We start from the raw sequence: 25,367 nt of genomic DNA on the forward strand, positions 1-25,367 counted from the left end.
ACAGATCCGCAATGGCCCGGCTGGCGCCCGCGAAGTGGGTCCGGTGCCTTGAATTGTGCGTGCAGTGCACTCAGCTATAGAAGATAGTCACGCCAAACAGCTAATCAGGAGATCCGCCATGCATGTGTTCATAGCAGGAGCCAACGGGCAAATCGGGCAACACCTGTTGCGGGAAATGGCAGACAGCGATCACGAGGCGAGGGCCCTGATCCGGCACCAGGATCAGGGCCCGGAATTGCAGCAGCTGGGTGCTACGGAAACCGTAATGGGCGATCTGGAACACGACTGTAGCGAAGCCATGAAAGGCTGCGATGCGGTCATTTTTACCGCGGGCTCTGGCCCTCATACCGGGCCCGATAAAACCATCGATGTGGATCAGGACGGTGCTATCCGGCTGGTGGATACCGCCAGGGCCATGGGTATCAAGCGTTTTATCATGGTGAGCAGTATGCGTGCTGAAGAGCCGGCAAAGGGGCCGGAAAAACTCCAGCATTACCTTTGGGCCAAACACAACGCCGATGAGCACCTGAAGAACAGCGGCCTGAATTACACCATTGTTCGTCCCGGCCAGCTGACTAACGATGACGGTACAGGTAAGGTTGCGGTGAGTGCGCGGCTGGAGGATTTCGGTAAGATTCCACGGCAGGATGTTGCCCGCGTTCTGCTGGCGGTGCTGGATTCGGAAAATACGACAGACCGCGTTTTTGATGTGGTGTCCGGCGACACGCCGGTGCCTGAAGCATTGGCAGGGCTGTAATGGCTTAGGGGGCTCCGCTTTTGCTTTTACGGTGAACCCGCTTCTACCCGTGACAGAAACTCCCCGATATGCTCGAAAGCCTCTTCGGCCTCCGGTAACAGCGGCGTAAACAGGTGCCACACATGAACCATGTCAGGCCAGGTTTTCACTTCCACCGGCGAACCGGCAGCCCGCGCTTTTTCGACGTACCGCTGGGCGTTTTCCAGCAGCATTTCCGATTCGCTGACGTGAATCAGCGTTGGTGGCAGATCGTGTAGCTTCCCGCGCAGGGGCGATGCGATCGGGCTGGTGGGCAATACCCGCATGCCCAGAACGGTTCCCCACCACAACAGCGGCAGCGGTACCCGGGACAGTTTTTTAACGGTTGGCCCCAGCATGACATCGGTTTTCAGGTTGGCACGGCTGCCCAGAGAGGTCAGCATAAGTTCGGTGGAGGGTGACAATGCAATTGCCGCGTTCGGTGGTTGCAGGCCCTGATCCCGTATCCAGGCGATAAGCCCCAACGTGTGGCTGCCGCCAGCGGAGTCTCCCGAAACGACCACGAAATCCGCCGGAGCCTTTCCGTCCGGGCCGTTGTCCAGTATCCAGCGATAAGCCTGCCGACAGTCGATGATGCCGTCCAGATAGCGGTTTTCAGGCATTAACCGGTAGTCGACAGCAAAAACGCAGGCGTGGGCCAGCCGCGACAGCCGGTCAGTGATGGCGCGATGGCTTTTGGGGCTGCCGGCGATCCAGGAGCCGCCGTGAATGTAGAGAATACGACGCTCGGGTTTTGCCCCCGGCGCAATTACCCATTCTCCCCTGGGGGAGCCGCTGGCAGGGGAGCGGATTTCAGAGACCAGTTGCAGACCATCGCTCATGCTGTCCATATAGTTCCGCAACGCCTTGACGCGGGCGCGGCCACGGAGACCTTCAGCGGCGGCATGCATGCCCTGGACGCTTTCAAGCACCTGTTGGCGAGCCTCACTCTGTTGCTCGCGGGTGGATGCTTCGGTGGCATCTCCGGCATCGTGATGCCGGCGCCGCACGATCACTACGGCTGCAATCAGCGCCACCATGATCAGCCCAAACCACATCATTGCGAACCAGGCGATTCCAAACATCATATACAGCCCTTACTTGTCAGGGTGTTACGGTAACCGGGAGGCTCGACGCTGCCAGCAGCTGTTCTGCGCCGGGTTCGTTGAAGAGCGCACATCCCCGGCTGACGACCAGTTGCGAGGCGCACTCCTCCCGAAGCACCCGGGCTACGGTTAGCGGATTGGTATCAGACATAACCCGCAATCGGGTGCCGGCCCCGAGCACATCAAGATCATGCCGGATAGCGTCGAGCCGGTCGGCGGAGGGCTCGTGGTCAGCGCCCAGAATGATCGTCACCGGCAGGTGGGAATTCCGGGAAATTTCGGCTGCCGCCAATGCGGCCCGATGATTTGCCTCATCATGATCATTCAGGAAAACAACTACCCGGTTCTGGTAGGGAAGTTTCTGTTCGCACCACAGCAACACTTGCCCCGGTGACTGCCGAATCAGCCCCCGTGCGGTGGAGCCCAACCTGGCACCAGCCGGGGAAGACCAACCGGTACGGCCGAGCACAAGGAGATCATCCGGGCCGGCGATTGCCAGTACCTCATCAATCACACGGCCGCGAGCAATACTGAGCGCCGCTTTGCCTCCGCGCTGCTTTGCTGCCCCGGCAAGTGCGGCACGCGCATGGTCCGCCAGCCGTCGCATGCGCTGTTCCAGAATGCCGGTGTCGAATGGCCGGCTGATCCCTGAGACCGAGCCAACCTCGCGGGAAAAACCGTATCCGGCGCTGCGCACCAGGTTTAACTCCTCAACAAACACACCCAGGATGTCGGCACCCCGCTTGCCTGCAATGTCAGCCGCGGCCTCGAGGGCCGCATAACTCATCCGTGACCCGTCGATAAGCACCAGAACACGCCCGCGCGCAGGCGCCTGCTCGTTGAGCTGTACAGTATTAATCACGGCTGGCGCCTCCATTGCTGTCACCGCGCTCTTCGCCGTCATCCTGCTTCTTGCTGATTTCGGCAAACCGGAACAGGCGATTGGCGACCGCCTGATTGAAGGACGCCTCGGGGAACTCACCGTTCTCGTCTGGCTCGCCGGCTTCCATGCCGGTCAACAGTGCAATCGCCTGATTGATATGCGTTACCGGGTAGATGCTGAAATCGCCATCGGCAATGGCCTTGCGAACGTCTGAGTTGAGCATCAGGTGTTCGACATTGCTGGCCGGTAAAATGACAGCCTGTCCGTGAACCTTCCCGGCCTCACGACAGACATCAAAGAAGCCTTCAATTTTTTCGTTAACACCGCCCACCGCCTGAACCTCGCCATGCTGGTTCATCGAACCGGTGACAGCAAAGCTCTGGCGTAACGGTAGGCGACTGATGGCCGACAGCAGAACACAGGTTTCTGTGACCGAAGCAGAATCGCCTTCCACGCCTCCGTAAGACTGCTCAAAAGCCAGACTTGCCGACAGGGACAGCTCGCCATCGCCCGCATACCGGCTGGCCAGAAAGCGGGAGAGAATCATCACTGCCTTGCTGTGAATCGGGCCGCCCAGTTTGGCTTCCCGTTCAATATCCACGACCTGCGCCCTTCCCGGTCGGGCGGTGGCGGTGATCCGGCTTGGCTGACCAAACATGGAAGCTCCGAGTTTGAGCACCGACAGGCCGTTCACCTGGCCCACGGTCTCACCCTCAGTCGCAATCATTACGATACCGCGGGCAATCTGCTCACGGCTCCGATCGCGAATCCGGCTGGCGCGGAATTCCCGCTCATCGATCGCCTGTTGGACATGATTCACCTCAATAATGGCCGTGCCTGCCTGATCGGCCCAATGGTCAGCCTCGCTGACGAGATCCTGTAGCACACGGTCGTGCGCCGTAAGCTTGCGCTGATCTGACGCCAGCCGGCTTGCCTGTTCGATCAGTCTTGCCACCGCGCCCCGGCCGAGCGGCCGGCATTTCAGCTTCCGCCCCATGGTGGCAATCATGCGGGCATAGAGCCCATAGCTGGCATCGTCCCGGTTGAGGTCATCCTCAAAGTCGGCCTCAACTTTAAACAGGTCCAGGAAATCGGGGTCGTAGTGGGACAGCAGGTAGTAGAGCAGGCGGTCGCCCAACAACACGACTTTGACCGATACCGGAATGGGCTCTGGCTGCAGGCTTATGGTGCTCGCCAATCCATACAGGCGCTCCAGGGATTCGATCCGAATCTCGCTGGAGAACAGAATGCGTTTCAGGCTCTCCCATGCCATGGGCTGGCTCAGTATGCGACGGGCATCAATGATCAGGTAGCCGCCGTTGGCCCGGTGAACCGCACCGGCCTTGATCAGGGTGAAATCGGTGTACAGAGTGCCCTGTCGGGCTCGATGCTCAATCTGGCCCGCCAGGTGCTGATGATTCGGCAGGTCCTCATAAATGACAGGCGCGCCTGTTGTTTGCGCATTATCCACCAGCAAATTGACTTTGTACCGCCCCAGAAGACCAGTGGGTGGGCCGTTTTCGGTGTCCTGGAACGCTTCTGCATGCTCCACCACGTCCTCACGTATGGCATCCAGGTAATCGACAATGGCGGGAAGATGCCGCCATTTTTCGCGAAGCTCTCCAATCGGGCCACCGAGAGTGAGCTGAACCATCTCTTCATTCAGCGCATGAACCCGCTCCCGGACCTCCTTCCGCAGACGGGGAACCTGTTGAATGTTCTGCTGCAGTTTTTTCTGGAGTTCTTCTACCTTGGACTCAATGAGCTCTTTTTCTTCATCAGAGAACTTTTTATAGTCCTCTGGATCAATCACCTCGCCATTGCGCATCGGTGCAAAGGTGAAGCCCGCAGGCGTGGTTATCATGGCGATGTTATTGGCGTTGGCCTCTTCCTGGATTTCAAACAAACCCTGGTGCTGGCGCTTTGTCATTTCCTCCTGCAGTTCCTGCAGACGCGCCTGGTACTCCTCGCTTTCGAAGGTCGCCGGAATCGCTGTGCGCAGTTCCCCGGAAAGATCGTTCATGTCTTTCTTGAATTGCCGCCCTTCGCCGGCTGTCAGAGATATGGCCCTGGGCCGGTCCGGGAACTCGAAGTTGTGAACGTGGCACCAATCCGAAGGCACAGGTTGGCGTTCGGCATATTTGCCAAGGAAGCGTTCGACCAACTCGTGCTTGCCAGCACCGGACGGCCCCAGCACAAACAGGTTGAATCCGTCGGCTTTCATGCTGGCCCCGAACTGGAGGGCACGCAACACCCGCTCCTGGCCACAAGGTAGTTCCAGGTCTTCCAGTGACTCGGTGGTATCGAAATCCAGTTGGTCGAGTGGGCAGCGGTGATAGACCTGTTCCGGGGTCAGGGGCGTGGGTAATGTCATCAAGGTCCTCCTGAGGAGTGACTGGCAGCGTATGGCCAGCGGTGTTCTGGGTTAATCGGAAATCTCGTCTGTAAGCTCCAGCACGAGGGGATCCATCAGCCGGTACACCCAGGCTGATTCACCATCCTGCAGCGTCATTTCCACCCGCTCATAGCGCACACCCAACCGTTCGTAGCGATCCAGAGCCCTGAGTTCATCGGCATTCACTGTGACAACTTCGCCTTCGGTGACCGCGCCCGCAGCGGGCTTGATGTCCAGCTCTTCCTTACGGAAGCCGGGTAGCTTTGCGGGTTCACTATCCCCGGCGCGGCCTGTCACCAACCAGCGTACCCATGGCTTCGTAAGAGTGCCGTATACGAATACCGAATAGGTGGCATCGTCGTCTATCGCAGGCAGATCTCCGGTCGGGTTATAGCCGTACGGGCTGGCAAAAGTCAGCCAAAGATAGCCAACCGCCAGAATAAAGAGGGTCAAGACACTCGCCAAGGTATATCGGATTGATTTTCTCATCGGGCTTTACGCTTAGTCTTCAATCGTATGGCCAGTATACACAAGCCTCCTCATTGAATTTCCACTTGTGCCTATATAACCGATCCCGGAAGCGTGCTACAACGTCTTCGCCCAGCCGTAGCGAGTGTTTCTTGAAGCGCCCGGGAACTCTTTCATTTATCAGGATCACAGCATGTCAGACAAATTTTTCTTCAAAGGCCGGCAGGACGCGCGCCAACACCACACTGCTTACGGCGGCTTCCAGACCAATGCCAGTCAAAAGAGTGGCAGCAAGAAATTCCCGTTAACGCTGGTGGTAACCAGTGAGGTGCGCAAGCAGGAGATCGAAGTCCAGGTGGCGGAGGCCAGGCTGCATGCCAACATTAGGGTTGATACCAGTGAGGGTGCGGTTGAATCCATCACCGAACTGACTGCACTTCAGAACAAAGGGGCGACCGTTACCGCGGCGAAAGCAGCTTCCCGCAATGACCCTTGCACCTGCGGCAGTGGCCTGAAATTCAAGAAGTGCTGTGGCTGAGAGCGCTCAGGCTGTTGAGAGCAAGGGGAGCAATGCCATGATTGTTTGCGGAGTGGAACTGACCGGCAGCGATGCGGTGGTGTGTCTGCTGAAACTGGATCGGGGGCAGTTCAGCCTGCCGGAGTGCAGGGTGCGCAAGCTGTCCCTGAACAAGAACCACACTCGGGACGATCTGAAGCAGTTCCAGGCGGCTTTTGCTGAGCTTATGGCCGAGCATGGGGTCGCCCGCGTCGCGATCAAGGAGCGGATGCCGAAAGGCAAATTTGCCGGTGGCGCCATCAGTTTCAAGCTGGAGGCAGCCATTCAGCTGATTGGCGGTGCCGGGCTCGAGGTAAGGTTGCTCTCGCCAGCGCTGATCAAGTCCACGCTGGCCGCCAACCCGTTGCCGATTCCGTTTGCCGAGACCGGATTGAAGGTCTTTCAGGAAACCGCGTTCACCGCTGCGTATGTGGGGCACATGGCGAAGTAGTGCGTTGGCGCAAAACGGACCCGTTGGCCATCGTCAGCACGAGTCTGAACGGACTCAGTGGTGTTGCGTCATGGCCCAATCGCAGAATTTGTCCAGCGGCATCGGCCTGGCGAACAGGTAGCCCTGCAGCCGGTGGCAGCCCAGGTAGCTGAGAAGCTCCCGGGTGTTATTGTCCTCCACGCCTTCAGCTACGGCTTCCAGCCTGAGGGCGCGAGCCAGTTTCAGGGTGTTCTGGACAATTCCCAGGTCATTCTGGTTGGAAACCATCTGGCTTATGAAGCACTGATCAATCTTCAGCTCGTGGATGGGCAGGCGGCTCAGATAGGCCAGGGAGGAGTAGCCCGTACCAAAATCATCCAGGGCAATCTTGCAGCCGCTGTTGGCAATCTTAAGCAGAGACCCGATCACAGCGTCCATGTTGTGCATCATGGAGGTCTCAGTCACCTCAAAGATCACGCGATTCATTGGAATGGCGTGGTCCCTTACCCCCGCCAGTGCAAAGGTCACAAAGTGGCTGTTAGTGAGATTCTGAACCGACAGGTTGATGCTGCAGGTAATGTTGAGTTGTCGGCGCTGCAGCGTCTGCATGGTTTTCCAGGCCTGGGATACGATGTAACGCGATAGCACATCCATCAAGCCTGCATTTTCTGCGATTTCGATCACTTCCCCGGCGGGCACTGCCCCGAATCGCGGACTGTGCCAGCGCAACAGTATTTCTGCGCCTACCAGTTCCTGACCAGTGTTGTTCATTTGCGGTTGCAGGTAAAGCTCCAGCTCCCCGGCCAGAATGGCCGGGGGCAAGGCGGTCACCAGATCCAGGCGGCGCCGCGCGAAATCGGAGATTTCATTGTTATAGACCTGCACCGGAACCTTGCGTGATTCGCTGTGGTCCCTTGCCGCAGACGCGTGTTGATACAGGATTTCCGCGCTGTCGCCATGCTCCGGGGCAACAGCCACGCCGCAGTGTAGATTCATTAACACAGGCAGCCTGACGGCATGGACAGAGATTTCATGATTACCCACCACCAGTTCGATAAAGGGCTCCAGTGGGCCTTCGAATTCATTGAGATCAATCAGGAACGCGGCTGAGCCGAATCCGGGAATCGCAATGTAGGCGTGCTGCCGGCTTTCCAGACAGATCACACCGCCCACCCCCGCCAGCTTATGGTTGAGCTTGCTCATCAACTGACAAAACACCTCTTCTGCCAGCCTGTGGCCCATGCTGGACGCAATATCCTTGACCTGTGGATAGTGGACCAGCGCAAGTGCGACCCGTTTGTTCTGAGTCATCATTGCCTGTAACTGCTGATTGAGCAGAGCGGCATTGGGCATCCTGGTCGTCGAATCGTGCATGGCCTGTTCAAGGGATTGCATTTCCAGATCCCGGACCTGTCGCTCGGCCATCTGCTGTTTCCGCAGCGCTGCCAGCTTGCGAGCCCGCTCGTCTTTGATGCGATGGGCCAGGGCAAAGGAAAGTAGCAGCACCTCCGCGACCGAGCCGACCTGCATGGCGTGGTTGGTGACGAGGTTTACCGGCAGAAAATCGAAGACGCTCAGTAAATACAGGGCGGACCCCAGGGCAAAGGTTGTCCAGGCCAGCACGAAATAACGGGCAATGGCGACGCCGGCCCTCAGGCCTGCCAGCCCCACGGTGATGAGCAATACAATCACCAGGGTGCCCAGCAGGCCGGCGAACAGCGCACCGTTTATGGGGTCGGCCCAGGTGTAGACAATCAGCACCCCGGCCAGTCCGGCGGCGATCTTCATGCTGCGATCCCAGCGTGAAGAAATGTCCTGCCATTTCAAAAAGCTGCGTGCGAACATCAAGGCGAACAGAGACGCAAGTGCGGTGCTGATGGGCAGGGCATAACGGGGCAGTATCGGGTGCCCGCCCCAGAACCAGGCGCTCCCGGCACCGGAAATGCAGAGCATCAGCAGGCTGATCGAGCCGATGTACAGCACGTAATAGCCGTAGGCCAAGTCCCTGAGGGAAAGGAACAGGAACAGGTTGTAGATGACCAGGGCACCCAGTACGCCGAAATAAGCGCCCCAATAGAGGCTCAGGTGTGAAAATCGCAGCAGCAGACGGTCCTCGCGCCAAAGCTCGACTGGCAATTGCATTGACGTCGCCGACCGTGCCCGCAGGTACAATTCCACCTGGCCGTTCAGGTCGCGCGGTAACGGCAGGGCCACCTGATAGCTGCGGGCCTGCTCTCGCCGGCTTTCAGTTTCCTGTCGACTGGTGTGGTAGATCGCTGGTAGTTGCTGATCACGCACCAGATAGAGGTCCACTTCCTCCAGCAGTGGGTAAGGAATCACCAGGTACCATTGACGGGTCAACGGTTCCGGAAGTGTCAGGGTCGTCCTGAGCCATACTGCCTGGTCGGTGAACCCCAGGTTCAGTACGCTGTCATCGTACTTTTCCTGCCATTGTTCCTGTTGCAGTGCCTGATCAAGGGTTTGTTCATCACCCAGAAAGTACTCGATGTGATTGTTCAGGCTGTATTGACCAGCGTCACCCTGAATTGTCAGTTCCTTGGCGTTGGCGGTAAAGGCGAATAAAAGGAATATCGCCATCAACCCCGCCGGCCATTTGTCGCATTTCATCATGGTGCATTCCTGTCCACCCTATTCGTCCAGCGGGCTGATCATCCGGCCGGTAAAGCCGAGAAACTCGGCTTCCTGGCAAAAGGCGGAAAATTCGCCTTCCCCTGCACCCGGTTGGCGAAGCAAAACCAGGGCTTCAACCAGACACCCTGGAATGTCCCGGTTGCTCCAGTCCGGCATGCGTGGCCACATCAGGAATTCTTCGTGCGAAAGCACCACCTTTTCCACCGCGATTTGCCTTTGCTGCAGACGTTCCCGGGCAGTCAGGCTGATGCAGGGGTGGGTATCATCTGCGATCAGGGAGCCCGCAGATATATGCTGCTGGAGTTCCAGTACGGCATCGCCATGATGAGTTAAACCGATGTACAGCTTTTCGTCCTCCAGATGGGCCGGGGAGGACGTCTGCAATATCGTGCCCTGATCCGTGCCTATCTCCCTGTCCTCCTCATAGCGCGGATCAAACCCGATCACCTTGTCATACAGGCTGGTGAGATCCTGGCACACCGCATTGCCGATGCGACCGGCACCGCCCAGCACGACGATGCTGGTCTGCTGGCTGTATTGGGGGCGCTCACGCATTTTTCGGGCTACGTCCCAGATCATATAGCGTGTTCCCAGGCTCCCTTCCACCAGCGGTTCGGTAATCTCGATACCAGCTTTCATGACGAAGTTGGGGAGTCGCCCAACGAGGGCGATCCGCTGCACATCGGGGTAGTCCCGCTGTAATTGGTCCAGGTAAAAGCGAACTTTTTCGGAATCTTCCTCTAACTCATGCTCCATAAATTGCGACGCCACCAGCAGGCCGCGCTTGTCCTGATTGCGAATGAAGCCAAGCACCAGGTTGGGTGGCATACGCCGCGCCATACCGGGCGTGAAATAGGACCCGGCCTGTTGCTGGTTACCGTAAACCGCAAACAGAAAATGCGGCCTGGCCATGGCATTAATGGGGGAGCGCAAGAGGGTATTGGTCAACAAAACCGCAAAACGGCGGCTGCTCCTCCATAATGCACGCTTGCTTCTGGCGGTCAGGCGTTGCCAGGACGGGGCAACGTCGTAGAGTTCCCTCAGCTCGTATTCGGAAAAGCGCCTGCGGTAGAATTGCATACCAATGTGGGACTTACCGATGTACGCCACGGTCGCCGCTACGTTCATAGCGGCTTTGTCGGGAAAATCGACGTCCGTGACCTCCCCGGGGCGGATATAAACTCCCTCTGGCCTTTTCAGCCGTAATCCGCTTGCCGATACGTCCAGAGTATTGGTTTTGATGGTGTGATTGGCATACTTCAGAACCACCGGGAGTCTGATCCCGGATCGCAAATGCCGGCGATACTCTCCATGCATCCTTATCATCGCTGGCCCCCGACGCCCTGTCGAAATAGATAGTCACTTCCTGATCACAGTCTGGACCAATCTGATGAAAGCCGCCATTTTTCCAACGACCTCATGCACTTCTGAACGGTGAGGGACCAACCGGTCATCAGGTTGTGTTGCGGGTGGTCAGGCAGCTCAGTGACAGGTCCTTTCCCAGCCGGTAGGTATTGAAATCCCGCGCCAGAAAAAGCTGGCCGCGGTAGTGTTGCATGGCTTCGGCTGCCAGCTGGTTGATATGGGGCGCACCGCCCGGTCCGGACTGGTAGCGGGAACTGAAGTGGGTCAGCACCAGGTAGGGCAGGCGGGCCTGTTGGGCAAAGCGGGCCACCTGTTCCGCGGAGCTGTGTTGTGGCCAGGGGCCGACCCGGTCGGCCACGTCCCGAGTGTAGGTGGCCTCGTGGATCAGCACCTGGGTGCCGTCGCTGGCATCCGTTAGCAGCTCGGGATTGTCGTTGTCGCCAGCGACGATCACGCGGCGGGCCACACGTGGAATCCGTGTGTAGTCTTCGCTCCTGAGCAGGCGGCCGTCCTCAAGCGTTACGTCATTTCCTTTCTGCAATTCGCTCCAGCCGGGGCCGGGTTCTATGCCATTGTGTCTGAGTTTGTCCTGCAGCAGCTGACGCTCCAGGTTGCGCTCAGTGAACACGTAGGCACGGCAGGCCACGCGATGGGACAGTGCTACATTGAACACATGGAAGTGATCATCCTGCCAGCAGAAGTCCGGGGCCTCGGAATCGATGAAATTCAGGGGGTAGCTAAGGCTGGAGTCGCTGTTATCGATTACCGCTTCGATGAAACGTTGTACCTGGACAGGGGCGATGACATCCAGCGGTTCCGAGCGGCCAAGCATGGAGGCACTGGTGAGCAGGCCGGGTAAGCCGAAGGTGTGGTCACCGTGGATATGAGTGATGAATATGGCCCGCAACTGCATGACCGAGTAACGAGTGCGCAGTAACTGATGTTGGGTGCCTTCACCGCAGTCCACCAGGTACCAGGGCTTGGGGCCGGAGTGGCACAGGGCAAGGCCGCTCACGTTGCGTGACCGTGTCGGGGTTCCGGCAGATGTGCCCAGGAAGGTGAATTCCATTGTCTATCCAGTCTGGTATCGGCTGTCTTATATTCTACACTGGGATAAAGGATTCTTCCGGACGCTTTGGATAGCCATGAATCAGAACGCCTATATACCCCCAGAGATTACCGAAGGTGAAGAGGAGCGCCTGGAGGAGCTGTATGGCCTTCGATTGCTGGACACGGCGTCGGAGCTGCGTTTTGACCGGTATACCAGTCTGGTGGCGAGTATATTCGGATTTCCCATTGTATTGATCACCTTGCTGGACCGTGATCGGCAGTGGTTCAAATCCCGGGTGGGCTGGAATAAAACCCAGTGTCCACGCGATATTTCCTTCTGTGGCCACGCCATAAACCAGGATTCATTGCTGGTTGTACCCGATGCGCTGGATGACCCGCGGTTTGCGGGTAACCCACTGGTCACCGGTGAGCCCTATATTCGCTTCTATGCGGGCGCTGTTGTGCGCGGCCCTGCAGGGCAGGCTCTGGGCACGCTCTGCGTGCTGGATCACCAGCCCAGGTACTTTGACGAGGAGCATCGTATCCGCCTGCGCCAGTTCGCCGACCTGATCGAAAATGAAATTGCCCACGGTGCGGACTTGCTGGCACTGAAGAGTTCAATTGAGCGCTCGGCCTATTACGATCCCCTGACCCAGTTGCCCAATCGCCAGTTGCTGATGGACCGCTTGAGCCAGTTGCTCAAGCTGGCAACGATGGAATCCCTGCAGGTAGCGGTACTGCTGTTCAACGTAACGGGTCTGCGCCTGATCAATCAGAGCCTGGGCACCCAGGGAGGCGATGAACTGTTGCAGCAACTGGCCCAACGGCTGCGGGATAATTGCCCCAAAGGTGGTTCAGTCGCACGCCTGCAAGCCGATGAGCTGGTGCTGGTGTTTCCGGTACTCAATGACAGCCAGCGTAAAGAAGTCACTCACCAGATCCATGCGACGCTCGAGCACCCCTATCGCTGCCTGGGCCAGGAGCATTATCTGAGAGTTCGTATCGGGGGAAGCCTGTTTCCCGATCAGGGTGACAGCCCGGAGGCGTTGATCGAACAGGCATCGGCGGCGATTCGGGTCAGCCCTGAGAGCCTGGCCGAGCCAGTGCATTACTTTGATGCTGCCCATTCGGATGCGTTCTCCGAGATCCTGAAAATCGAGTCCTGCCTCAAGAGGGCACTGGCACGGGACGAGTTCTATTTGCTGTACCAGCCGATTTTATCCTTGACCACCGGCCAGATGACGGGGGTCGAAGCACTGCTGCGTTGGCGGTGTTCAGAGCTTGGCCAGGTCTCTCCGGATCGGTTTATTCCACTGGCAGAACAAAGTGGCCTGATTCTTCCTATCGGCCGATGGGTTCGAGAGGAAGTCTGCCGACAGTTGCAGGCCTGGTGCTCGGAGCAGCCGGACTGGGATATTCCCGTCGCAGTGAATGTATCGCCGGCTGAATTGGTGCAGCCGACGTTCTCGGAGGAACTGCTCAACCGACTGGCATTGGCGCAGGTTCCCGAAAAGCTGCTGCGCATTGAAATCACCGAGCATTCCCTGGTGCGGGACAATGAGGCCGTGGAGCACAATCTGGTGCGGCTGAAGGCGCGGAACATAGAGATCAACATCGACGATTTTGGTACCGGTTACTCTTCTTTGTCTTACCTGCGCCGCGTGCCGGTGAGCAGCCTCAAGATTGACCGCTCGTTCATTGATGGCCTGCCCACGAGCGAGGACGGCGCAACGATTACCCGCACCATTATCGAGATGGCCAAGGCCCTGGGAATGGAGCAGGTGGCTGAAGGTATTGAGAAGAAAGAGCAATTGGCCTTCCTGCACGGACAGCATTGCACGTACGGCCAGGGTTATCTTTTTTCCCGCCCGCTGCCTCCGGATCAGATTCCCGCTTTGCGATCACGCCCGGTGCTTCCACAGGAGTCGCAGAATGGTTAACAAGAAAGAGGCTGGTAAAAAGTTTCTGATACGGGAAGCCGTAGAGGATGATGTCCCCGTGCTGGTGGAATTCCTCGCCAAGCTGGCTCTCCACGTTTCGGGTGCGCCACCCCAGAGCCTGAAGGAGCGTGAATGGGACCGTCTTCACGGCGTACTGCTGTCGTCGCTGACCGATGCCAATAAGCACATTATGGTGGCGGAGGTGCCCGGAGCAGGGCTTGTTGGCATGGGCTATATTTATATTTCGCGCAATCAGGGCATCTGGGAGCAAACCAGTCACGTCGAGTACCGGTCGGCGTTCATTGATGATGTCTGGGTTGAACCCGAGTTTCGCAAGCTCGGGATTTTTCCGGACCTGCTGCGTAGCCTGGTGGCATTTGCGGAGAGCCGGGGTGCCTACGAGTTGGTTCTGGAGTATTCTGCATCGAACAAGGAGGCCAAGGCGGCCTGGACCCGTCTGGGCTTTAAGACAATAGGGGTGCGTGCCGCGGCATTCACTACCGCTGTGCAGGAAGTTCTGAACAATCGGTCCTAGAAACCGTTACAGTACAGGGTATTCAAGGCGAGAAGGAGATTTGAGTGCTAGGCGATCGAACCGTGAATGTCTTTTATGATGACGTCGTGCTGGGCCACGACCCCCAGGTGGATCTGCCTTTCGTTCCCAGCCGGGTGGAAAAACGCGTCAGACATATCCTGCAGGGCCTGGACTTCAAGTGGAGTTATCCGGAGCACCCGGGGCGACTGAGTGCAATCATGAAGTACCTGGAGCAACATCCTGTCCCCGGTGTCCAGTTCAAGGTCGGGAGTGCCGCCACCTATAATCAGCTGGCCCGGGTGCATACCACCTCCTACCTGGATCACTTCCTCTCACTGTTCGGGAAGGCCGCCTGGGTGGATTCTGATACCACCGCAGTCTCCCCCAACAGTGTCAACGCCGCCCTGGCTGCAGCCGGAAACGCCATTGCGGCCGTGGAGAGCGTGGTTAATGGCGATTGCCAGAGTGCGTTCGCGCTGGTGCGTCCGCCGGGTCATCACGCAGAACCGGTGAGGGCAAGGGGCTTTTGTCTGTTGAACAACGTCGCGGTGGCGGCTGCCCATGCCCAGGCAAAACTGGGCTGTGAACGGGTGCTGATCATCGACTGGGACGCGCATCACGGTAATGGAACCCAGGATATTTTCTGGGCGGACCCGGATGTCCTCTTCTTCGATACCCATTGTGCCGCACCCTTTTATCCGGGTTCCGGAGACCTGGAAGAGGTGGGCGCCGGATTCGGTGAGGGCTATACCATCAATGTCCCGCTGCCTGAGTCAGCCGGGGACATCGCTTTTGAAAAAGTGTACCGCGAAATACTGGTGCCGGCCGCTGAGTACTTCAAACCGGATCTGATTCTCGTCTCAGCGGGATTCGACCCCCACCGCAATGACATGGCTATGAACCTGACCTACGACGGTTTCAAGGTCATGACTCGCATCATCCAGGAAATCGCCGACCAGCACTGCGAAGGCCGGCTCGCGCTGGTTTTGGAAGGTGGTTACAATTTGACCTCCCTCGCGCAAGGTGTCCACGCTGTGCTGGAAGTGCTTGCCGGCGGAGATGTACCGGAATTGCTGGAAGCGGGTGTAAAGGAAGCGAACGAAGCCGCCGAGTTCCACCGTTCCGCGTTCAGTGACGATGACTGAAAGAGCGGGATAGCCCGGATGGCGCCTTCGCGATGATCAATCGCTTTGCTTCAGCCCCATCTCCCAGAAATCAATTTCCAGCCGGGTTGCATCGCTGAATATCCGCGTGAGCTGCTCGAATCTGGCCGGGGAAACATCAGCCAACCGTTCATCCAGCCAACGGATTTCGGCCTGCATGGCTTGCTGGAATTCGTCGCTTTCGTACATGGCGATCCAGGCATCGTAGGGGTTGCTGTCGCCCCGGATTGTTTCCGCCCGTCGGTTCAGCCAGTTGGCGATTTCGCCGTAACCGACCATGCAGGGTGAGAGTGCGACGTGCAGGTCCAGCAGATCGCCCCTGTTGCCGGTATCGAGCACATACCGTGTGTAGGCGATGGTGGCTCGGGCTTCAGGCAGTTCGGCAAGTTCTTGTTCCGAAATGCCCCATTCCTTGCAGTAGCCGATGTGCAGATCCAGCTCAACGTCTACAATTGCCTGTAATCCTTCCTTTGCCTGCCTCAGGTCGGACAGGGTCGGGCTTTTGTAGGCGGCCAGGGCAAACGCACGGGCGAACTGGATCAGGAAGAGGTAATCTTGCTTGAGATAATGTTCGAACGCTTCCCTGGAAAGTGTTGCATCGCCCAGTTGTCGCACAAAGCTGTGTTCGATGTAGGCGCGCCACTCTGTCTGGCATTGGTTTTTGAGGTCTTTAAACTGGTAGGGCATTTGAACTCCTTCTGGTCACAACACGCTGATAAGAGAGCATGCTACACGAACTGAGTTTTGGCGGAATGCTGTTCAGTCCATTATTGGTGCTGGTGCCGATGGCGTTTGCGTTGAGTGCTGTCACCCGGCTGGCCTTGTACCGGCTGGACCTGCGCCGCTATATCTGGAAGGAAGCCTGGTTCGATGTTGCCGCGTTCATCTGCTATCTGGCAATCATTGTTTATCTGTTCGGGAACTAGGGAAGACTCATGGGAAAGCTACTGCGTGTTGGTATTACGTTGTTGGTGGTCGCGCTAGCGGTTGTTGCCGGAAGCTGGGTCTGGAACCATTATCTGTATTCGCCATGGACCCGCGACGGAAGGATTCGTGCCGATGTCATCACGATTGCGCCAGATGTTTCAGGCTGGGTCACGCAACTGAGCGTGGCCAACAACCAGGCGGTAAAGCAGGGTGATCCGCTCTTTACCATTGACGATACGCGTTATCAGGCAGCGCTTGCGGAAGCCAGGGCGAAGGTCGCAGAGAAGTACAGTTCTCTCGAGCTGGCCAGGCACAGGTACCAGAGCCGACAGGGACTGTCTGACGAACAGGCCCCCACTGAGGACGACCTGGAAACCTACCGTATTAAACGGGCGTCCGCGGTGGCCGGTCTTGAACTCGCCAAGGCGGAACTGGAGATGGCGCGCATTGACCTTGAGCGCACGCAGGTGGTGGCACCGGCAGATGGCACCATCAGTAACCTCCATCTGCGCCAGGGCAACTACGTCGATAAAGGGAAGGTTGTGTTGTCTGAGGTGAAGGCCGATTCCTTTTATGTCACCGGGTACTTTGAAGAAACCAAACTGCATAAGGTGCAGGTGGGGCAATCCGCCCGGATTACCCTGATGGGTGGCGACCGGAAGTTGACTGGCACCGTCGTCAGCATTGCCCCGGGGATTGCCGATATCAATGCCAGCAGCAACGACCAGATGCTTCCCCAGGTTCAGCAGGCATTCAACTGGGTACGGTTGGCCCAACGGATTCCGGTCGATATTGCGCTGGACCCGGTGCCGGAGGATATACATCTGAGTGCCGGGATGACGGTTTCAATTTATCTGGACTCCGAGTAGCGGGCCGGCGCACATGTCACCCCATCCGCTATTGGCGCAACTCCTGGCGCCGAACCGATACGCCGTGATCTTCGCCATCAAGGGTGTGGTCGCCATGGCGTTGGCGTTGTTTGTGTCGATGGCCCTGCAACTGGACCGTCCCTACTGGGCGATGGTTTCCGCGATTTTCCTGCAGATCCGCCCGGAAAGTGGGCTGGTCATCGAGAAAGCGCTGTGCCTGATCGTGGGTTCGGCGGCTGGTGGTGGCTTTGGCATTCTGGTGCTTGCGTTGCTGACACCGTATCCGCTTCTGGCGCTGGGCCTCTTAACGCTGTGGATTGGCCTGAATTCAGCTGCGTCCTCCATGGTGCACAACCTCAATTATATCTATGCCTTCGCGATGGCAGGGATGACAGCCGGACTGGTGGTCATCCTTGTGATGGCGGATGCCGGCACCACAAACAGCCAGGCGGTTTTTACCATCGCCCAGGCGCGGATCAGCGAAATTGCGACCGGCGCCGTGTGTGCCATGCTGGTCAGCCAGCTGTTATGGCCGGTGACCGTAAAAGATGGCCTGCGTGTGAATGCCCGCAAGGTGATCAACAAAACGCTGGCCTATCTCAAACTGGAGCTGGAGCCGGGAAGCTCCCACAGGCAGCGTCACGAGCATGCGGACGAGATTCTCGAAACCCTGGTAGCGGTTAATGACGATTCCAGCGCTGTTACCTACGAAGGCCCCGAAGGCTCGGGCCGGAGCAGGGCAGCCAATCTGTTGTGCAACAAGGTAATGTCCCTGTTGGCGGTTACTCAGATTATGGGGCGGTTCCAGAGGAATCATGGTGACCTGGTGTCACCTGCGTTCAGTGAGGTGCTCAGCCAGATGCGCCGATATTTCGGGGAAATCGCCGAAGCAGATAGCTACCAGGAAGGTTACCGGCTTGCCCATGAGCTGCGGCGGTCCTTGCTGGAGCAGCGAACCGGGTTCAGGAACGAGTCCGCCATCGTGACACGTCTGACCAGGACGGCACTGGAACTGGTAAGTGATCTGGTGGTGGTATTGCGGGCCTATAACGCGCTGGAAAGCCGTGACCGGACGCTGCTGAAGGCGCCCATGCTGGAAACCCACCGGGACCCGCTGGTCGGACTGATCAACGGGTTTCGCACGGCCGTGATATTTGGAATCGGGGCGATAATCTGGACCCAGACGGCAAGCTCGGCCGCCTTGATGATCATGATCATGCCCGTGGTATTTTCCGTGATGTTCGCCCGTTTTTCGCTGGCGGAGCTGACGCCTATTCTGCGTCGGGTGCTGATGGGTGCAACGGTGGCTATTCCCGTTGCCCTGTTCTTCGGGCTGGGCCTGTTATCCCGGGCCAGTGGCAATGTCGAACTCCTGATGCTGGTTCTGGCAGGCCCTTATTTCTTTGGCCTGCTGGCTCTTGCCGATCGTCCCACGCTGCCTTACGGGCTGGGCTTCTGTATTCCGTTCACCATCATCACTCAGCCAAGCAACAGCATGACATTCAATGCCGAAAGTGCGGTGAATATTGCACTGGGACTGTTCGTGGGAATCAGCATCCTCTATTGGGTATTCAAAGTCATTACCCCGCCGGACAGCCGGTTTATGCAGCGCCGCCTGCTGAGATCCACGGCCCGTGACCTGACCGCAATTGACGATCACGAAATGCCTGAAAACTGGTTTAATGGTCGTATGGGGGAGCGTCTGTTGCGGCTGGCCAATTATGATCAGAGTTCTGAAAGCAGCGAACGCTATATGACCGACCTGGGGTTCACCGGGCTTAACCTCGGGCATGTGTCCATTCGTCTGCGCAAGCTGATTCAGGACCATCGCAGTCCCACAGTTGACAGGCTTCTGAAGGAGTGGCAGCAGACCCTGGCGGAAACCTACCTGTTGAGCGCCCGGGGTGTCATCAATCCAGAGTTCCGGAAGGCTGGCGCCAGGCTGCTTGAGGCCATTCACGCCCAAAGGGATCCGGACCAGAAAACGGTTGTCGTCGAAGGTATGTTTGAGCGGTTGGCACTGACAATGGAGCGAACCGCCAGAACGGTGGCTGAGGCAACAGGCCAGCCGAAATTAGCTTCTGCAGAGACTGAATCCTTGGCCTGAAGAATACAGAAAGGGCTCTGTATTCCCCAGGCCAGGAGGTGTCGATAAGGATTACTTAGTGAGCTTGTCCCACTCTTTTTCGGCCTCATCTCTTTTCATGCCGTATTTTTCCTGAATCTTGCCGACAAAGTTGTCCTTCCGGCCCCCGATTTCATCGACTTCGTCATCGGTTAGCTTGCCCCAGTTTTCTCTCACTTTGCCTTTGAGTTGCTTCCAGTTACCTTCCATAATGTCTTTATTCATTTCGATAGTCCTTTTTCCGTGAGATTGAAATGAACTGACTTCCGCAATAGCGCCAATCCTTTTCGCTAATGCGTAACTGCTAGGCTCAACGTGCCACACAACATGATTTTCGACAATAACCTGGGTTGACGTAAACCGTTGCAGGCCGGCTTGTCGGTACCTAAGTAATTGAAAACTAATACTTTATCGATTTGATTATAAAAGTTTAAGAATTCGGTGACAGATTGACGCCGGATTCGGGGTGTTGCCTTCGCAATCATGACGTCCGCTGGGTTTGCTTAAAACTCCAGGCAGATCTTGCCAAAGTGCTTGCCGGATTCTTCGTACTGGAACGCAGCCGCGATTTCATCCAGCGCAAATGAGCGGTCGATCACCGGGTGCATGTCATTAGCCTCGATGGCACGAATCATGTCCTGTTGGTGAGCGCGGCTGCCGACGATCAAGCCCTGCAGACGAGCCTGTTTGGCCATGAGTTTTGCCGTGGGCACTTCACCGGAGCGACCGGTGAGCACGCCGATCAGCGATATGTGGCCACCGATGCGCACTGCGTCGATGGATTCCGGCAGGGTGCCCGGGCCGCCCACTTCGATCACATGGTCGACGCCCTTGCCGCCGGTCAGCTCAAGCACTTGCTGGCCCCAGGCCGGCGTGGTTTTGTAGTTGATGGTGTGGTCGGCTCCGAGGGCGCTCAGCCGCTCAAGCTTTTCGTCGGAGGATGACGTTGATATCACCCGGACGCCCATCATCCTGGCGAACTGTAAGGCAAAAATGGAGACGCCGCCTGTACCCAGGGTGAGTATCGTATCGCCAGCCTTCAAGCCGCCGTCGACGACCAGCGCCCGCCAGGCGGTCAGGCCCGCCGTAGTCAGAGTGGCGGCTTCCGCGTGGCTGTAGCCTTTCGGTGCGTGGGTGAACCCCCGGGCAGGGCCGGTGACCAATTCGCGGGCATAGCCGTCGATGCCATCGCCCGGGGTGGTGGTGAAATTGTCGATGGGGGCCGGGCCGTTTTCCCACTGGGGGAAGAAGGTAGAAACCACGTGGTCTCCGACCCTGAATTCGCTCACATCTGCACCGACCGCTTCGACCACACCCGCGCCGTCGGCCATGGGTACGCGGCCATCGTCGGTCGGTATGGCACCAGCGACTACCGCGTAGTCATGGAAGTTGAGAGAGTTTGCGTGAATCCGCACCCGCAGTTCACCAGGGCCTGGTTCGCCCGGCTCCGGGCCGTTCGTGATCTGCAGTTTATCCAGTCCGCCGGGTTGGGAGAGAGTAGCGAGTTTCATGGTTTGGCCTCGGTCTATTCGGTTAAATGATGGGCTAGGGTAGTTTTACTGAGCTGTATTGGATCATATTTGATGATTAATCCTGACTTCTATACCGAAACATACTCTGCAATCTGGCAATATCATGATCACACACTCTTAATAAAGGAGCTAAGAGCACTATGCGAAACGTTGCACTTCTTGATGGTGGTCTTGGCCAGGAAATCTATCGCAGGGCTCGTGGTGTGAGTTCTCCACTATGGTCCGTAGCCGTCATGCTGGAGCAGCCTGAGGTTGTTACGGCGGTGCATGCGGATTTCATCCGGGCCGGGGCAAAAACTCTGACGCTGAATACCTATGCAGCGACACCAACCCGTTTGCGAAAGCAGGGATTGCAAGAACAGATATTTGCCATTCACCAGCAGGCGTTCCAGGCCCTGGAACGGGCGATCGACGCCACCGGTGTGCAGGTGGATATCGCCGCTTGCCTTCCGCCCCTGACTGCAAGCTATCAGGGTCAGCCGGCCCGCTCTTTTGAGGACGTGCGTGACGAATACGAGACTCTGGTTCAGCTGCAGGCTCGCGCCGACGTATTCCTGATCGAAACCATGACCAACACCCTGGAAGCGAGGGCTGCGTGTGCGGCCGCCAGTGATCTTGGTAAACCTTTTGGAGTGGCATTTCGCCTTGAAGCAAACGGCAGGCTCAAATCGGGCGAAACCCTGGAGGAAGCGGTGGCTGCCATCAAAGGGTATTTGCCCGCTGCAGTGATGTTGAACTGCTGTGACCCCGAACTGGTAACCGACGCCATGCCAGAGCTGGTGAATCTGTACCCGATTGTCGGAGGTTACGCCAATGCCTTTAAATCTGTAGAGGCTGTGGCCAGTGGCGGATTGGTAGATGCCCTGGAGGCACGGCCGGATATCACTCCGGAAGCTTATTCAGGGCAGGTGCGTCAATGGCTGGCGGATGGTGCCCGTGTTGTTGGTGGGTGTTGCGAGATTACACCTGAGCACGTTCATTTTATGGCCGATGCGCTTGCAGGTGAATTCAATTGTGTTCGTCTATCGCAGCTGGGCCTTCGAAATCCTTCCGAAGGCCATTGATGGTTTATAAGGTGACCTCCCGTGTTGTTCAGGCAGGCAGATCTGCCACGCTGTCGACAACTGCGGCGTAAAGATCCCGCGTTGAAGCCAGTGCGCCGTCATGAACCTCCTGGGCGGATAGGACCTTGCCATTCGCAGCCTCAAGGGGGCGGGTTGCCGTTGCACTGGCGACCACTGTGGGTGAATAGCCCAGATTGAACCCGCCATGGGCGGTGGAATTGACGCACATGTGGGTCATGAAGCCTGCGAGAATAATGTTTTTCACACCTTTGGCCTTGAGCTGCTCATCCAGATCGGTCTGCACGAACGAGTTCGGGAAGTTCTTGGTAATGACCGGTTCGCCGTCTTTCGGGGCAACGATATCGGCGATAGCGCCTATGTGATCGTTCACATCGTAGGGTGAGCCCGGGCCAGAATCGTGGCGGATATGAAACACTGGAATTCCTTCGGCACGGGCCATTTCCAGCAGTTTCTTACCCTCTTTCAGGGCTTCTTCCGCGCCCTCAAGCTTCATGACGCCTTCACGATAGGTGTTCTGGTAGTCGATCATGATCAGGGCGGATTCGGAAAGTCTTGATGGTTTGTTGCCGAGGCCGTTCAGGTCCCGAAGCGATGTGGAGGCTGTTGTCATGGTTGTTCTCCTGGCGTTGGTCGTGGGGGATCAGTGCATCATGCGCTGATCCCACAGTACATACGACCATAAACCCGTTTCGATGAGTCTTTGGTAGGGTGGTGGCAGGGAATACCGGAACAGCTTACTCTTTGATTACTCAACCCAGGCTCGCACTTTTTTATAGACCTCACGGCCCGGTGGTCACGCCATTGAGCCGTCGCGGTTTCTGGGCAAGAGGTGATCCCCGGCGGTCTCAGATCTGCTTATAGACAACGTCGGAGAGTCGGCTGCGATTGCCATCAGTGTCCAGTGTGCGAATGGCGAAATACCAGGTCCCTGCGGTGAGTTCATCCACCAGCAGCTCGTCGACTGAAGCATCACCTATGGCGAGACTCTGGTCCAGGGTTTCTGCGCTGGTGCCGTAGACTACTTCAAAGCCGGCAATTTCACCCATGGAAAGGCTATCACCGTTTTCGCGGGTTAGTGGCGCGGTCCAGCTCAGCAGGGCGGCGTCGGCTGGAATGGTTTCTTCCGGAGTGACTTCTGTTGTCGGCGGTTCGCTGGTTTCGGCTCCAGTGTCGGCTGTAGCGTCGCCAGAACTGTCACCGTAAACATCCGCCACGGTCTTGAAACGCTGCACGGTGCGGTACTCGACCACGACCAGTCTCTGGTTGATGATGCTTGAGTCCACCCTGGTCTGAAGCTCAGACGCCTGAACCGCTGCCGCAGAAACCAGATCTGCCAGGGCCACGTTCACACCATCACCTATCAGGCTGATCTGGCCGGTTTCACTGACCTGGGCGGTCATGTTGTTCAGCACATCGGAAATTGTGTCCCATTGGGCGTTTTCGTTGACCAGCGCCAGAAAAGCGGCGTTCGCGATAGCGACCTGTAGGGCATCGGCAGATACATCGTCTGACTCATCCAGCCGGGTCAGATCCGGCGGGGTGAGGCGCAGGGAGCCGGCAGCCAGGCCAAACCAGTCCTCTACTGTCTCGTAAGCGCCAGAGAGGGCCTCTGGAGAAAGACCGCTTGTGCTGCGTTCGGCCAGGGCTACGGCCAGATGGGTCAGCGGGGTCAGGTTGACGGTTTCCATTCTCAGGTCGCCGGCTCCGCGCAGGCTGAAGTTGTTGTCCAGCCCCATGGGTTGGCCAAAGGCAACAGCCTCTGCGCCGCTCTGTTCGCACTGGGGGACAACGTCGCAGATCATGCGAGTGTCAGCATCTGCCTGAAGCTCCACCAGAGCCCAGCCATCTGCCTTTCCTCGCAGCTGCCACTCGTAGCTGCCATCGTCCGCCGTCAGTACCGGCTTGGCCGCCTCTCGTTGCGGGGCATAGTGGCCGTCTTTGTCGGAAATCAGGCGGTTGGCGGTTACCAGGCCCTGCTGTATGACGCCTTTCATGGCCGCACCGGCGATCTCGACAGTCGGCTCGTTCGAGCCCTGGGACTGCGCTGCTGAAGTGCTTTCGCCGGAAGTAATGTCCAGTCCGCAGCCCGAGAGCAGAACCACCGCAGGTAACATCAGCAGTCCATGCTTCGATAATTTTTTGCCGCAAATTGACATTGTTGCGCACCATTTCATTGACGAATTCAGGCAAATCATACCGAGACGGTTTTCGGTTATATGTGGGTTGGTTCAGGATTTGGCGGGTTGAATTTGTCAGGAAGTTGGCGCTTACGGAGGGATACATCTTGAGATCGAACGTAACACGGTTCGGGAGCGGTGTTATCTTTATAACCTGTTGTTATCTATCGTTTTGCACGATTCAGTCCCAGAGGTGAGCCAGTGGTTGGCAGGCGTAGTGCAAGTGCGCGATTACATATTTAAACAAGTGCAGGGATTATTCTGGGAGGCTGTGGAGCCGGCGACGGAACCGGCCGGGTGTTTCACCGGTCCAGCGTCGGAACGCGTGGTTGAAGGCGCTCTGGTCGGCAAACTGCAGCAGCAGGCCGATGTCGGCCAGGGGGGCTTCCGGCTGTTGGAGCCACAGCATGGCCAGGTCCCGGCGCACTTCCTCATAGAGGGAGCTCCAGCTGGTGTTGCGGGCCGCCAGTTTGCGCCTGAGGCTGCGGGTACTGAAGCCCAGTTCCCGGGCGGTTCCAGCTGGCTCAACAGATCCTTCCAGTAGATGCTTGCAGATCTGGGCCCGTACCTCATTGGGCAGATTCAGGTCGCGGTGGTAATTGGCGAGCAAGCGCCGGCCCTGCTGTTGCAGGAGAGCCTGGAGGTATCCATCCCGAGCCGGTAGTGGGATGTCCAGCCAGGATGTGGGGAAGATCAGGCCATTGAATGGTTGGTCGAAACGCACATCGGTGCCCAGGTATTGCCGATACAGTGTCTCGTCCGCAAGCGGTTGGTGGCTGAAGCTGACGGTGCTGCCCTGGTATTCCGGTAGCAGCCTTCGCCCGATACTCAGCCAGCCACTGACTGCCAGTTCAATGATGCCCCGGGGCAGCAGTTTGTCATGCTGGGGGCTGAGCACCAGCTTCGCATCCTGCCCGTCGATCTGGAGACGGCACAGGCCAATGTCCCAGATCAGCGACTCAAATTCCTGTAGGCGATAAATCGCTGCCCCAAGTGTGTCTGCACTCAGAGCTGCTTGCCCCAGTATTGGAAAATCCTTTGGTTGTACCGCCTGGCCAAGCTGAAGCCCGAGCAGGGGCGCCCGGGCGTCGCGCTCGGCCCGATGCCAGAGAGACAGGGCGTGATAGAGGGAGATCCTTCCGTCACTATCTGGCGATTGCGGTTCAACACCGGCGTCGGCGAGCCACTGTCGAACCTGGAACCCGGCCTGCCCAAGCAGGTTTTGCAAGGCATCGACATAGGGCCAGGCCACACTGGCAGGCAGGGTGAGCCAGGGGTCGCTTTGTGGAGAATTCATATTATTACTATAGCTGGTATGGGGCGCCTCAAATTGT

Annotated in this window: 23 protein-coding genes; 10 read left to right on the forward strand and 13 right to left on the reverse strand. The window is 57.7% G+C overall.

All coding sequences use genetic code 11. The features are described 5' to 3' along the window. Positions 1 to 118: 118 nt before the first annotated feature. Complete coding sequence (locus QPL94_RS08065) at positions 119 to 757, forward strand: SDR family oxidoreductase (protein WP_285356678.1); 639 nt, start codon at positions 119 to 121, stop codon at positions 755 to 757. A gap of 26 nt (positions 758 to 783) precedes the next feature. On the opposite strand, the gene QPL94_RS08070 is transcribed toward QPL94_RS08065, so the two are convergent. The 4 genes from QPL94_RS08070 to QPL94_RS08085 are packed head-to-tail and all read right to left on the reverse strand — an operon-like array spanning position 784 to position 5,612. Then, positions 784 to 1,863 carry an alpha/beta hydrolase gene (locus QPL94_RS08070; protein ID WP_285356679.1) on the reverse strand — a complete coding sequence of 360 codons (1,080 nt, stop codon included), beginning with the start codon at positions 1,861 to 1,863 and terminating at the stop codon, positions 784 to 786. Between the two features lie 16 nt (positions 1,864 to 1,879). Further along, positions 1,880 to 2,743, reverse strand: a complete 864-nt coding sequence (locus tag QPL94_RS08075) for a universal stress protein (RefSeq protein WP_285356681.1) — start codon at positions 2,741 to 2,743, stop codon at positions 1,880 to 1,882. After that, positions 2,736 to 5,138, reverse strand: coding sequence for a Lon protease family protein (locus QPL94_RS08080; protein WP_285356683.1), 2,403 nt, complete (start codon positions 5,136 to 5,138; stop codon positions 2,736 to 2,738). Before QPL94_RS08080 ends, QPL94_RS08075 begins: the two co-directional genes overlap by 8 nt. A gap of 51 nt (positions 5,139 to 5,189) precedes the next feature. Further along, positions 5,190 to 5,612: a gamma-glutamylcyclotransferase family protein gene (locus QPL94_RS08085; protein ID WP_285356684.1), complete on the reverse strand. Its 423-nt coding sequence runs from the start codon at positions 5,610 to 5,612 to the stop codon at positions 5,190 to 5,192. Between the two features lie 208 nt (positions 5,613 to 5,820). Between QPL94_RS08085 and QPL94_RS08090 the strand changes: the two genes are divergently transcribed. After that, positions 5,821 to 6,165: a PBPRA1643 family SWIM/SEC-C metal-binding motif protein gene (locus tag QPL94_RS08090; protein ID WP_285356685.1), complete on the forward strand. Its 345-nt coding sequence runs from the start codon at positions 5,821 to 5,823 to the stop codon at positions 6,163 to 6,165. Between the two features lie 37 nt (positions 6,166 to 6,202). Further along, complete coding sequence (locus QPL94_RS08095) at positions 6,203 to 6,634, forward strand: DUF3010 family protein (RefSeq protein ID WP_285357868.1); 432 nt, start codon at positions 6,203 to 6,205, stop codon at positions 6,632 to 6,634. Positions 6,635 to 6,688: 54 nt separating this feature from the next. Here the strand turns inward: QPL94_RS08095 and QPL94_RS08100 are convergent, their stop codons facing one another. The 3 genes from QPL94_RS08100 to QPL94_RS08110 form a co-directional block, all read right to left on the reverse strand. Continuing rightward, positions 6,689 to 9,244, reverse strand: coding sequence for an EAL domain-containing protein (locus QPL94_RS08100; protein WP_285356686.1), 2,556 nt, complete (start codon positions 9,242 to 9,244; stop codon positions 6,689 to 6,691). An 18-nt stretch (positions 9,245 to 9,262) separates the two neighbouring features. After that, the gene (locus tag QPL94_RS08105; RefSeq protein ID WP_350310613.1) at positions 9,263 to 10,591 is read right to left on the reverse strand and encodes a PilZ domain-containing protein; all 1,329 of its coding nucleotides are present in this window, start codon (positions 10,589 to 10,591) and stop codon (positions 9,263 to 9,265) included. Between the two features lie 127 nt (positions 10,592 to 10,718). After that, positions 10,719 to 11,699, reverse strand: a complete 981-nt coding sequence (locus QPL94_RS08110) for a ribonuclease Z (RefSeq protein WP_285356687.1) — start codon at positions 11,697 to 11,699, stop codon at positions 10,719 to 10,721. A gap of 76 nt (positions 11,700 to 11,775) precedes the next feature. On the opposite strand from QPL94_RS08110, the gene QPL94_RS08115 reads away from it, so the two are divergent. The 3 genes from QPL94_RS08115 to QPL94_RS08125 are packed head-to-tail and all read left to right on the forward strand — an operon-like array spanning position 11,776 to position 15,300. Further along, a complete protein-coding gene (locus QPL94_RS08115) occupies positions 11,776 to 13,620 on the forward strand; it encodes a sensor domain-containing phosphodiesterase (RefSeq protein ID WP_285356689.1) in 1,845 nt (614 codons plus the stop codon). Next, positions 13,613 to 14,155, forward strand: coding sequence for a GNAT family N-acetyltransferase (locus QPL94_RS08120; protein WP_285356690.1), 543 nt, complete (start codon positions 13,613 to 13,615; stop codon positions 14,153 to 14,155). The genes QPL94_RS08115 and QPL94_RS08120 overlap by 8 nt, the downstream gene beginning before the upstream one ends. Before the next feature lie 44 nt (positions 14,156 to 14,199). Further along, on the forward strand, positions 14,200 to 15,300 hold the full coding sequence (locus tag QPL94_RS08125; RefSeq protein ID WP_285356691.1) for a histone deacetylase family protein: 1,101 nt from the start codon (positions 14,200 to 14,202) through the stop codon (positions 15,298 to 15,300). A gap of 36 nt (positions 15,301 to 15,336) precedes the next feature. Here QPL94_RS08125 and tenA read toward each other — a convergent pair whose 3' ends face one another. After that, positions 15,337 to 16,005, reverse strand: a complete 669-nt coding sequence (gene tenA, locus QPL94_RS08130) for a thiaminase II (RefSeq protein WP_285356692.1) — start codon at positions 16,003 to 16,005, stop codon at positions 15,337 to 15,339. Between the two features lie 38 nt (positions 16,006 to 16,043). Between tenA and QPL94_RS08135 the strand changes: the two genes are divergently transcribed. From QPL94_RS08135 to QPL94_RS08145, 3 genes are read left to right on the forward strand one after another with little or no spacing between them, the layout of a single operon-like run. Continuing rightward, on the forward strand, positions 16,044 to 16,244 hold the full coding sequence (locus tag QPL94_RS08135) for a DUF1656 domain-containing protein (protein WP_137435349.1): 201 nt from the start codon (positions 16,044 to 16,046) through the stop codon (positions 16,242 to 16,244). Positions 16,245 to 16,253: 9 nt separating this feature from the next. Further along, positions 16,254 to 17,114, forward strand: a complete 861-nt coding sequence (locus QPL94_RS08140; RefSeq protein ID WP_285356693.1) for an efflux RND transporter periplasmic adaptor subunit — start codon at positions 16,254 to 16,256, stop codon at positions 17,112 to 17,114. Between the two features lie 13 nt (positions 17,115 to 17,127). After that, positions 17,128 to 19,221 (forward strand): FUSC family protein, encoded by a 2,094-nt coding sequence (locus QPL94_RS08145; protein ID WP_285356694.1) that lies wholly within the window; start codon positions 17,128 to 17,130, stop codon positions 19,219 to 19,221. A 51-nt stretch (positions 19,222 to 19,272) separates the two neighbouring features. On the opposite strand, the gene QPL94_RS08150 is transcribed toward QPL94_RS08145, so the two are convergent. After that, positions 19,273 to 19,464 (reverse strand): CsbD family protein, encoded by a 192-nt coding sequence (locus QPL94_RS08150; protein ID WP_137435346.1) that lies wholly within the window; start codon positions 19,462 to 19,464, stop codon positions 19,273 to 19,275. Positions 19,465 to 19,742: 278 nt separating this feature from the next. Then, positions 19,743 to 20,750, reverse strand: a complete 1,008-nt coding sequence (locus QPL94_RS08155; protein ID WP_285356695.1) for a zinc-dependent alcohol dehydrogenase family protein — start codon at positions 20,748 to 20,750, stop codon at positions 19,743 to 19,745. A 161-nt stretch (positions 20,751 to 20,911) separates the two neighbouring features. Between QPL94_RS08155 and QPL94_RS08160 the strand changes: the two genes are divergently transcribed. Beyond that, positions 20,912 to 21,835 carry a homocysteine S-methyltransferase family protein gene (locus QPL94_RS08160; RefSeq protein ID WP_285356696.1) on the forward strand — a complete coding sequence of 308 codons (924 nt, stop codon included), beginning with the start codon at positions 20,912 to 20,914 and terminating at the stop codon, positions 21,833 to 21,835. Positions 21,836 to 21,863: 28 nt separating this feature from the next. On the opposite strand, the gene QPL94_RS08165 is transcribed toward QPL94_RS08160, so the two are convergent. The 3 genes from QPL94_RS08165 to QPL94_RS08175 form a co-directional block, all read right to left on the reverse strand. Next, a complete protein-coding gene (locus QPL94_RS08165) occupies positions 21,864 to 22,466 on the reverse strand; it encodes a cysteine hydrolase family protein (RefSeq protein ID WP_285356698.1) in 603 nt (200 codons plus the stop codon). A 235-nt stretch (positions 22,467 to 22,701) separates the two neighbouring features. Further along, entirely contained in the window at positions 22,702 to 23,970 is a 1,269-nt protein-coding gene (locus QPL94_RS08170) for a hypothetical protein (RefSeq protein WP_285356699.1), read from the reverse strand. Positions 23,971 to 24,289: 319 nt separating this feature from the next. Then, positions 24,290 to 25,330 carry an AraC family transcriptional regulator gene (locus tag QPL94_RS08175; RefSeq protein ID WP_285356700.1) on the reverse strand — a complete coding sequence of 347 codons (1,041 nt, stop codon included), beginning with the start codon at positions 25,328 to 25,330 and terminating at the stop codon, positions 24,290 to 24,292. Positions 25,331 to 25,367 lie beyond the last annotated feature (37 nt).

Source organism: Marinobacter sp. SS13-12 (assembly GCF_030227115.1).
Taxonomy (GTDB): domain Bacteria; phylum Pseudomonadota; class Gammaproteobacteria; order Pseudomonadales; family Oleiphilaceae; genus Marinobacter.

Coding starts and splice junctions, on each gene's coding strand:
- QPL94_RS08065 (WP_285356678.1), top strand. CDS start 119: ATGCATGTGTTCATAGCAGGAGCCAACGGGCAAATCGGGCAACACCTG.
- QPL94_RS08070 (WP_285356679.1), bottom strand. CDS start 1,863: ATGATGTTTGGAATCGCCTGGTTCGCAATGATGTGGTTTGGGCTGATC.
- QPL94_RS08080 (WP_285356683.1), bottom strand. CDS start 5,138: ATGACATTACCCACGCCCCTGACCCCGGAACAGGTCTATCACCGCTGC.
- QPL94_RS08090 (WP_285356685.1), top strand. CDS start 5,821: ATGTCAGACAAATTTTTCTTCAAAGGCCGGCAGGACGCGCGCCAACAC.
- QPL94_RS08095 (WP_285357868.1), top strand. CDS start 6,203: ATGATTGTTTGCGGAGTGGAACTGACCGGCAGCGATGCGGTGGTGTGT.
- QPL94_RS08100 (WP_285356686.1), bottom strand. CDS start 9,244: ATGATGAAATGCGACAAATGGCCGGCGGGGTTGATGGCGATATTCCTT.
- QPL94_RS08105 (WP_350310613.1), bottom strand. CDS start 10,591: ATGATAAGGATGCATGGAGAGTATCGCCGGCATTTGCGATCCGGGATC.
- QPL94_RS08110 (WP_285356687.1), bottom strand. CDS start 11,699: ATGGAATTCACCTTCCTGGGCACATCTGCCGGAACCCCGACACGGTCA.
- QPL94_RS08115 (WP_285356689.1), top strand. CDS start 11,776: ATGAATCAGAACGCCTATATACCCCCAGAGATTACCGAAGGTGAAGAG.
- QPL94_RS08120 (WP_285356690.1), top strand. CDS start 13,613: ATGGTTAACAAGAAAGAGGCTGGTAAAAAGTTTCTGATACGGGAAGCC.
- tenA (WP_285356692.1), bottom strand. CDS start 16,005: ATGCCCTACCAGTTTAAAGACCTCAAAAACCAATGCCAGACAGAGTGG.
- QPL94_RS08135 (WP_137435349.1), top strand. CDS start 16,044: ATGCTACACGAACTGAGTTTTGGCGGAATGCTGTTCAGTCCATTATTG.
- QPL94_RS08140 (WP_285356693.1), top strand. CDS start 16,254: ATGGGAAAGCTACTGCGTGTTGGTATTACGTTGTTGGTGGTCGCGCTA.
- QPL94_RS08145 (WP_285356694.1), top strand. CDS start 17,128: ATGTCACCCCATCCGCTATTGGCGCAACTCCTGGCGCCGAACCGATAC.
- QPL94_RS08150 (WP_137435346.1), bottom strand. CDS start 19,464: ATGAATAAAGACATTATGGAAGGTAACTGGAAGCAACTCAAAGGCAAA.
- QPL94_RS08155 (WP_285356695.1), bottom strand. CDS start 20,750: ATGAAACTCGCTACTCTCTCCCAACCCGGCGGACTGGATAAACTGCAG.
- QPL94_RS08160 (WP_285356696.1), top strand. CDS start 20,912: ATGCGAAACGTTGCACTTCTTGATGGTGGTCTTGGCCAGGAAATCTAT.
- QPL94_RS08165 (WP_285356698.1), bottom strand. CDS start 22,466: ATGACAACAGCCTCCACATCGCTTCGGGACCTGAACGGCCTCGGCAAC.
- QPL94_RS08170 (WP_285356699.1), bottom strand. CDS start 23,970: ATGTTACCTGCGGTGGTTCTGCTCTCGGGCTGCGGACTGGACATTACT.
- QPL94_RS08175 (WP_285356700.1), bottom strand. CDS start 25,330: ATGAATTCTCCACAAAGCGACCCCTGGCTCACCCTGCCTGCCAGTGTG.